Annotated in this window: 10 protein-coding genes and 1 pseudogene; all 11 read left to right on the top strand. The window is 56.7% G+C overall.

The annotated features are described in order from the left end of the window. Window positions 1–491: tRNA uridine-5-carboxymethylaminomethyl(34) synthesis GTPase MnmE (locus VGK48_15860; GenBank protein HEY2382649.1), on the top strand; the 491-nt coding region annotated here is incomplete at its 5' end. 2 nt (window positions 492–493) lie between these two features. Beyond that, on the top strand, window positions 494–2,371 hold the full coding sequence (gene mnmG / locus VGK48_15855; protein ID HEY2382648.1) for a tRNA uridine-5-carboxymethylaminomethyl(34) synthesis enzyme MnmG: 1,878 nt from the start codon (window positions 494–496) through the stop codon (window positions 2,369–2,371). Between the two features lie 13 nt (window positions 2,372–2,384). Continuing rightward, complete coding sequence (locus VGK48_15850; protein ID HEY2382647.1) at window positions 2,385–3,002, top strand: RsmG family class I SAM-dependent methyltransferase; 618 nt, start codon at window positions 2,385–2,387, stop codon at window positions 3,000–3,002. 96 nt (window positions 3,003–3,098) lie between these two features. Next, a complete protein-coding gene (locus VGK48_15845) occupies window positions 3,099–3,911 on the top strand; it encodes a ParA family protein (protein ID HEY2382646.1) in 813 nt (270 codons plus the stop codon). Continuing rightward, window positions 3,892–4,707 carry a ParB/RepB/Spo0J family partition protein gene (locus tag VGK48_15840; GenBank protein HEY2382645.1) on the top strand — a complete coding sequence of 272 codons (816 nt, stop codon included), beginning with the start codon at window positions 3,892–3,894 and terminating at the stop codon, window positions 4,705–4,707. The genes VGK48_15845 and VGK48_15840 overlap by 20 nt, the downstream gene beginning before the upstream one ends. A gap of 26 nt (window positions 4,708–4,733) precedes the next feature. Further along, window positions 4,734–5,147 carry a polymer-forming cytoskeletal protein gene (locus VGK48_15835; protein HEY2382644.1) on the top strand — a complete coding sequence of 138 codons (414 nt, stop codon included), beginning with the start codon at window positions 4,734–4,736 and terminating at the stop codon, window positions 5,145–5,147. Between the two features lie 90 nt (window positions 5,148–5,237). Continuing rightward, window positions 5,238–6,215 (top strand): annotated as a pseudogene (gene selD / locus VGK48_15830) (selenide, water dikinase SelD). A 76-nt stretch (window positions 6,216–6,291) separates the two neighbouring features. After that, on the top strand, window positions 6,292–6,711 hold the full coding sequence (locus tag VGK48_15825) for an ATP synthase F0 subunit B (protein ID HEY2382643.1): 420 nt from the start codon (window positions 6,292–6,294) through the stop codon (window positions 6,709–6,711). Window positions 6,712–6,715: 4 nt separating this feature from the next. Then, entirely contained in the window at window positions 6,716–7,288 is a 573-nt protein-coding gene (locus VGK48_15820) for an ATP synthase F0 subunit B (GenBank protein ID HEY2382642.1), read from the top strand. A 25-nt stretch (window positions 7,289–7,313) separates the two neighbouring features. Next, entirely contained in the window at window positions 7,314–7,847 is a 534-nt protein-coding gene (atpH, locus tag VGK48_15815) for an ATP synthase F1 subunit delta (GenBank protein HEY2382641.1), read from the top strand. Between the two features lie 3 nt (window positions 7,848–7,850). Then, the coding region (atpA, locus tag VGK48_15810; GenBank protein HEY2382640.1) for a F0F1 ATP synthase subunit alpha at window positions 7,851–8,859 on the top strand (1,009 nt) is incomplete at its 3' end.

Genomic DNA, 8,859 nt, shown 5'->3' with positions numbered 1-8,859 from the left:
GAGCGATCGAAACGCTGTCGGAATCGGATTTCGGGCTTGTCGTACTCGACGGATCGGATCGTCTGGATCAGGACGATGCGCAGGTTCTGCAGAAGGCAGCGAGCATCCCCCACATTCTTGTGATCAACAAGTCGGATCTTCCCGGGCAACTGGATCCGGCGAGTCTGAATGGGTCGCGCCGCATCTTTGTGAGCGCTAAAACGGGTCACGGAATCCCAGAGCTCCGCGAAGCGCTCCGCTCATTTCTCTTGTCGCAAAAAACGGACCTGGCCGATGATTTGATCTTGACGAGTGCGCGGCAACACGAGGCTGTTCAAAAAGCAGTTGCAGCGCTTGTGGTAGCAGGCGAAGCATTAAACGCAATGGTTCCGCATGAAATGATCTTGCTCGACCTGTATCGGGCGCTGGGTGCCTTGGACGAATTGACGGGCGAAGTCATCACAGATGATATTCTCGAACGAATTTTTTCGACGTTCTGCATAGGGAAGTAGCGATGTTCGATGAGAAATATGATGTCGTTGTTGTAGGAGCCGGCCATGCAGGCTGCGAAGCCGCGCACGCGTCCGCGCGGCTGGGTCTCAGCACGGCGCTCTACACGATGAACGTCGACCTGATCGCGCAGATGTCGTGTAATCCCGCGATCGGTGGCATTGCCAAGGGTCATCTGGTCCGGGAAATGGATGCCCTGGGCGGTGTCATGGGACTGGCGGCGGACGAAGCCGGTATCCAGTTCCGGCTATTGAACACCAGCCGCGGTCCGGCGGTATGGTCGCCCCGCGCCCAGGCCGACAAGGCCGGTTATCGGTATGTAATGCGCCGGATTCTGGAGCACACGCCGAATCTCTTCATCAAGCAAGCGGAGGTCACCGAGCTACTTTTCGATCGTGGACGTATTGCCGGAATCGAATTGCTGGATGGCCGGCGCGTTTCGGCCGGCTCGGTCGTGCTCACGACGGGCACCTTCCTGAATGGGTTGATCCATATCGGCGAGAAACAGTTCACCGCCGGCCGCAATGGCGAACCCGCATCCATCACGCTCGGCAACTGCATACGCAATATCGGTTTTGAGTGGGGACGGCTGAAGACAGGAACACCGCCCCGCCTCGACCGGCGGACGATTGATTTCTCGGGGTTCGAGCAACAGCCGGGTGATCCCTCGCCGACGCCGTTTTCATTCCGTACGTCACGGACCCTCGAGAACAAGATCTGCTGCTACATCACACATACGGACGAAAGAGTCCACGCGATCATTCGCAGGAACATGCACCGGTCGCCTCTCTACAGTGGTCAGATTCAGGGCACCGGGCCGCGATACTGTCCTTCGCTCGAAGACAAAGTTGTCAAGTTTCAGGATAAAGACCGGCATCAAGTCGTTCTTGAGCCGGAAGGGACCGACACGCATGAGGTGTACGTCAACGGAATGTCGACGAGCCTGCCGATTGATGTTCAACGGGAGATACTCGCGGGCATGAAGGGGCTCGAATCGGCGCAGATGATCCGGCCCGGCTATGCGATCGAATACGATTTCGTGCAGCCGACGGAGTTGCACCCTTCGCTCGAAACGAAACGGGTGGAGGGATTCTTTCTGGCCGGCCAGATTAATGGTACGACGGGTTATGAGGAGGCGGGTGCCCAGGGTCTTATCGCCGGCATCAATGCAGCAGCTAAAGTGCAGGGTCGAGATCCGCTGATTCTGGATCGGGCTGACGCCTACATCGGGATCATGATCGACGATCTCGTGACCAAGGGCACGAATGAGCCGTACCGGATGTTCACCTCGCGTGCGGAATTCCGGCTGAACCTCCGCATCGATAACGCTGATGCGCGGCTCACGCCGATCGGCCGGCGGGTGGGCCTCGTTACAGACGATCATTGGCAACTGTATCAGGATCGGGCGGCGCGCATCGAACGATTGAAGGAATCGCTCGATGGCGTACGAGTGGATACCAGTCACGCGTTTTTCGTTTCCCGAGGCATTGAATTTCGCGAACGACCGTCGTTGATAAGCCTTTTACGGCGTCCTGAAATCCACCTGGAGGAATTGATTGCCGGAGGCGTTATTCAAGTCGAAGCCGTCCGCCGCGAGGACATCGTTTCACTGGAGACGGGCATCAAGTACGAAGGCTATTTGAAGGAGCAGGAGCGCGAAGTCGTGAAGCTTCGGAAAGCCGAGTCGAAGAAGCTGCCTGCGGATCTGGACTTCGCAAACATGCCCGGCCTGTCACGGGAAATTGTCGAGAAGTTGAGCCGCATCCGCCCGCAATCGATCGCGCAGGCGAGCCGGATTCCCGGCATTACGCCCGCTTCAATCTCGATCCTTCTTTTCCACATCGAAATGCGGCAGAACCGCCGCGAACCGCCGTCGCACTAACCCAGCCAGAGCCGTGTCTTACTGCGAAATCCTCGAATCCGAGCTGCAACAATTCCAGATCGATTTGACGGAGCCGCAGAAAGCGTCGCTCGTGACCTATGTTGAGGAACTCTCACGCTGGAATAAAAAAATTAACCTGACCGGTCTGGCGGGTGCCGCGCTGGTTCGCCGCCTGGTAGCCGAGCCGATATGGATCGGATTGCAACTGAAAGCCGACGGCAGTTTGTTGGATATCGGCTCAGGAAACGGCTCGCCAGCGATCGCGCTGAATGCCGTAGGGTGCTTTCGCGAGTGTCACTTAATTGAAGCGCGAAGTAAGCGGGCCGCATTTTTGCGGCACCTGACGGCGGCGTTGAGCCTCAAAAACGTTGAAGTCCACCATGCCCGGTTCGAAGATGTTGCTTTGAAGCTCGCCGCTCCGGACTGGATCTCACTGCAGGCGGTCGCCTTGACCCCGCAGTTGCTGGCTCTGATTCGTCGGATTTCTCGGCCTACGACAAGGATAGTATGGATTACTTCGTCGGCCGTTGAATACGCAGGCCTTGAACCAACCCAAAGCTTGACCGTCCCGATCACCGGAACTCGGGTCTGGATCGTATCAGGAGCGCCGAGCGCATACCCTCCGGCCTAACAGGGACCTCCCCTGACCGTCCTGCCTCCCATTATTGTTCCACGTGGAACAAATTCGGTTCCTGTTCCACGTGGAACAATGTAGAGTCGCCAAGCCATGGGAAAAGTCATAGCCATTGCCAATCAGAAAGGCGGAGTTGGTAAAACGACCACCGCCATCAATCTTGCTGCTTCCCTCGCAGCCGCCGATATGCGCACCCTTTTGATCGACCTCGATCCGCAGGCGAATGCCAGCTCCGGCCTGGGTATTCGAAAGGGAACATACAATCGGTCCACCTACCACGTTGTCGTCCATCGCGAACCCCTCAATTCCATCCTGCAACCAACGGAGATGGAATCCCTCTTCATTGCTCCGGCCAGCCGCGAGTTGGTTGGTGCGACGCTTGAGATGGCCCAGTACCCCGATCGTGATCAACGCCTGAAAACGGCGTTAAGCCCATTCATCGACAGCTATGACTTCATCTTTATCGACTGCCCGCCATCGCTCGACCTCCTGACGGTCAACGCGCTGATTGCGGCAAACAGCGTCCTGGTTCCCATTCAATGCGAATACTTCGCGCTGGAAGGCGTCGCGGAATTGATGCAGACGATCCAACAGATCCGCCGGGTGCGACACCCCGATCTGAGCATCGAAGGAGTCGTGCTCACCATGTTTGATGACAGGACCAACCTGTCCCGTCAGATCATGGACGACCTGAAGAATTTTTTCGGGAAGCAACTCCTGAACACAGTCATTCCCCGCAACGTTCGTCTTGGTGAAGCCCCCAGTCATGGCCGGCCGATTCTGCTCTACGACATCAAATCCAAGGGAGCCGAAAGCTATATCAGACTCGCAAAGGAGATCATTCATGGCACAGAGAAAGGCTTTGGGAAGGGGCTTGAGCGCCCTGTTGGGCACACCGGAAATTGAAAGCGAACAACTTCGGGAAATTGACATCGATCGCATACTGCCGAACTCGCATCAACCGCGAAAAAATTTTAGTGAGGATGCCCTGAATGAGCTTGCGGACTCCATCCGCGAGCATGGTGTGATCCAGCCCGTCGTCGTCACTGCCCTGGACGATGGGTTTTTCCAGCTTATAGCCGGCGAACGCCGCTGGCGCGCTTCCCAGCGCGCAGGCTTGATGCGCATTCCAGCAGTCATACGGGAAGCAGGGGAGCACGCCTCCCTTGAAATCGCGCTCATCGAGAACCTCCAGCGCGAGGATCTGAATCCGATAGAGGAAGCGCAGGCGTATGAAAGACTCATTTCTGATTTCGGTATGACTCAGGAAGAGGTCGCTCGCCGCGTCGGCAAGAACCGTGCAACCGTCGCCAATATGCTCCGCTTGCTGCGCCTTCCCCTCGAAGTCCAACAATGGCTGCGTGAAAACCAGCTCAGTACCGGTCATGCCAAAGCACTATTGTCTCTCTCTGACCTCAATGCGATACTCGACTCCGCCAGAAAGATCATCCAGGGTAATTACTCCGTTCGACAGGCGGAGGTGCTGGTGTCGCGTTATTCCAGCGGCGCGAAGGATGACTCTGCCGGATCCTCCGAAGCCGTGGATCCGAACGTGACGGCCGCCATTCATGCTCTGGAGCAAACTCTTGGTACAAAGGTGACCGTGCAGGAGAATGGCGGTAAGGGAAAGATAGAAGTTCATTTCTACTCTTTCGAAGAGATGAATCGACTGTACGAGGGCTTGTTAGGCGCGAAATTCTAAACGCGCAAGCTCTCGCGGGAGTGAGCATGAAGTTTCGCGTGAAGCCATCCGATCAGGTTTCCGGGTTTCTCGATAAAGGCACCAACATTACCGGCGAACTCGAGTTCGCCGGGACCCTCCGCATCGATGGGAACTTTCACGGATCCATTTCCACTGGCGACACGTTGATCATCGGCGAGCATGCGATGGTGCATGCCGACATTCGCGCGGGTGAAGTTGAGATCCACGGGCAAGTGCTCGGAACGATTGAAGCGAAACGCCGCGTTGAGATTTCTGTTACCGGCCGCGTTCGAGGCGATATCCAAACCCCCGTACTTTCCATCAGCCCTGGGGCATTGCTCGACGGGCGCACACGTATGGCAGATGAACGGCCCGACGAAACTACCGTTGCGGCGCATGCAGCCGAGAAAACCGCGGCCCGGCAGGGGAGGCAATCATGAGTCGGCTGGATGTCACAAGTTACTGTACCTAAAATACTTATGAGACTAACAGAGTACGCCAGATCTGCTGGCTGAGCGGGCAAGCTCGGTCCAGGGGCCCTGGATTTCGCACTGAAGATGCTGCCTCGGCAAAACCTGCCGGGAGTTATTGTCGGATACGAACACTCCGACGACGCCGGAGTGTTTCAACTTACGTCTGACATTGCAGTTGTGCAAACAGTCGACTATTTTCCGCCAATTGTCGACGACGCTTATATGTACGGACAAATCGCGGCGGCAAATTCCCTGAGCGATGTGTATGCAATGGGTGGTGTCCCGAAAACAGCGTTGTCGATCGTCGGCTTTCCCACACAGGGCGTCGACTTCAGCATCCTGGGCGACATTATGCGGGGGGGTTCGGACAAGTTGACGGAAGCCGGTGTGGCCCTGCTTGGCGGACATTCCGTCCGCGATGATGAAATCAAGTTTGGCTACGCTGTGACAGGAATCATCGATCCCAAAAACATCAAGCAGAATACAGGAGCGAAGGTTGGGGATCGCATCATTTTGACCAAGCCTCTCGGTACGGGACTGATTACGACCGCGGGTAAGCGCGGCAAAGCCGCGGCGGAACACCTCCAGGCTGCAGTCTCCACGATGCTGCAGTTGAATCGCCGAGCCTCAGAAATTGCCGTCGACTTTCAAGTCCATTCCATGACCGATGTCACTGGCTTTGGTCTGGCGGGACATGCAGTGGAGGTGGCTAAAGCCAGCGCGGTCTCCATGGAATTCGATCATCGTAACCTCCCGCTTCTACCTGGCGCGTTGGACTACAGCCGCATGGGGTTCTGTGCCGGCGGTCTAACCAGTAACGAAGAGTTCTTTGGCAAGAAGATTTCGATTTCAGATTCTGTTTCAGCGGACCTCAAAAACGTCTTTTTTGATCCCCAGACCTCAGGCGGACTGCTGATTTTCTGCGAACCAGGGTCGTCTGGGAGTCTACTCCAGAAACTCCAATCCGAAGGCCTCCCCGCTGTTGAGATCGGATTCGTCGCCGTTGAACGGGAGCAGCAGTTGACACTGACGTAACTGGATGCTATTTTTCATCCTTTTGTCGGGACTCTCGGGGGCTGCCTGACACGTCACTCCAAAAAGAGAAGTTTGAATGCTCAACGTTGATTTATCAATGCTGGTCACAGTTCTGTATGTGATCATCCTCTATCTGTTCCTCAGCCGCTTTTTCTTTGGTCCGCTTGTCCAGATTTTGAATCGCCGCCGCGAACTGATCGAGGGCCGCCAGGAGGAATCTCGAAAGCGGCTTGAGGTTGTAGAGAAGCGGACGGCGGAATATGAAAATGCAATGCGCGCCGCGCGGAATGACGCTTACCGGCAGCAGGAGGCTCAGCGCGATAAGGCCTTGAGTGAGAAAGCGGAACTTGTTGCAAAGGCGAAACAGGAAGCGGAGGCTGCGGTCCAGGAAGGCCGTGCCCGTCTGACTGCCGAAGCGGAAGCAGCAAGCAGAAAAATCGCTGTCGAAGTAGACTCACTCGCAAAGAAGCTCACAACTGCAATTCTGCGGGATTAATTTCATGAAGAAGATATTGGCTCTCCTGATACTCAGCGTGTGGATCTGCGGATCTGTATCGGTTGTCCGCGCCCAGGAACAAGGAGCAGGCGCCGAAGCACAACATGAAGAAAGTCCAGTCCGGGTGATAGCCCGATGGGCCAATTTCATTGTTCTTTTCGCGGGACTCGCGTTCCTTCTGCGCAAGCCAATGAGTGAATTCTTCAAGACGCGGCAAACAGAGATCGCCAGCGGCCTTCGGCGGGCCCAGGATGCGCAAACCAGCGCGCAGGCGCGCATGGACGAAATTGAAAAACGATTGGCGAACCTGACCAGCGAAATCGAGAATCTGAGCGCCGCCGCGCAACAGGAATCTCTGGCTGAGCGGGAGAAAATTCTTGCGGATGCGAAACATGAGGTCGAGCGCGTGGTCGAACAGTCCCGGCAGGAAATCGAGCGGGTGGCACGCGCGGTGGAGCGTGAAATTAAAGAACACGTCGCAGATCAGGTGATTGACCGTGCGGGCAATGCTCTTCGTACCGAAATGACTCAGGACGACCAGAAGCGCATTATCGTGCGGTTCATTCAGAATTTGTGATCGCACGGCAGGAACTGGGAGAGAGATGTCTGTAGCTGCAAACCGATACGCCCGAGCTCTGATGGATGTCCTCTATCCATCCAAAGCCGCCGATGGCCTTCAACAGCTGCAGGGTTTTGCAGCGCTTTTGAAAGACCAGCCTGAGGCCCGCATTTTTTTAGAGAATCCAACGATGGCTGGTGAACGGCGCAAGCGGATGCTCAAGGAAATTTCCGGCGCGCTCGGTTTCGATCGCCGCATTGCCAATTTCATAAACATTCTTGCGGATCGGAATCGCCTGCCGGTTCTGGAAGAAATTATTCAGGAATACCAGAGACTGCTCGATGATCGTACAGGCATCGTTCGAGCCCGTGTCACGGCTGCACGTTCTCTGGATCCGGCGCAGCACCGGCAATTGACCGACAAGCTGGAGCAAATGACAGGCAAGCAGGTTCAAATGGAAATCGCCATCGATCCGTCGTTGATCGGAGGCGTAATCGCGCAGGTGGGGAGCACGATTTACGACGGGTCTGTCCGTCAGCAACTGCAGGCCTTCAAAAGCCGCCTCGTTGAGGAGTAGTTCATGGAGATTAAAGCAGACGAAATTACAAAGATCATCCGCGAGCAGATCGAGGAATACAAAGCGGGTGTCGAAATCAGCGAAATCGGGAGCGTCATTTCAGTGGGCGACGGTATCGCCCGCGTATACGGCCTTGAGAAGGTCATGGCCGGCGAGCTTCTCGAGTTTCCACACGGCGTCATGGGCCTCGCGCTGAATCTCGAGGAGACGCAGGTGGGCGTCGTGCTGCTTGGTGATTACACCGAGATTCGTGAGGGCGATCAAGTTCGCCGCACGGGCCGCATTATGGAAGTGCCCGTCGGCGAAGCGATGATTGGCCGCGTCGTCAATGCCCTGGCCCAGCCAATTGACGGCAAAGGCGCCATCACCACGGACCAGCGCTCACCCATCGAGCGGCTTGCACCTGGCGTCATTGACCGGCAACCCGTAAAGGAACCGCTCCAGACCGGGATTAAAGCCATCGACGCCATGATTCCCATCGGGCGTGGCCAGCGCGAACTCATCATCGGCGACCGTCAGACCGGCAAGACCGCGGTGGCGATCGACGCGATCATCAACCAGAAGACCGTGAATGCCGGCACCGACGAGAAGGCGAAGCTCTACTGCATCTACGTCGCCATTGGTCAGAAGCGCTCGACGGTCGCCAACATCGTGAAGACGCTCGAAGACGCCGGCGCGATGGAATACACCACCGTCGTCGCCGCCACGGCGTCCGAACCCGCGCCGCTGCAGTTCCTGGCGCCGTTCTCCGGCTGCGCCATGGGCGAATGGTTCCGCGACAATGGCATGCACGCCCTGATCATCTATGACGATCTCTCCAAGCAGGCCGTCGCCTATCGCCAGATGTCGCTGCTGCTGCGCCGCCCTCCCGGCCGCGAAGCCTATCCTGGCGATGTGTTCTATCTGCACAGCCGTCTGCTGGAGCGCGCCGCCAAGCTGAACGAAGACAATGGAGCCGGTTCGCTGACCGCGCTTCCCGTCATCGAGACCCAGGCCAACGACGTCTCGGCCT

It is taken from the genome of Terriglobia bacterium (assembly GCA_036496425.1).
GTDB lineage: Bacteria > Acidobacteriota > Terriglobia > 20CM-2-55-15 > 20CM-2-55-15 > 20CM-2-55-15.
Note: the sequence above shows the minus strand (reverse complement) of the source record. Positions and strands in the feature narration are given on the sequence as shown.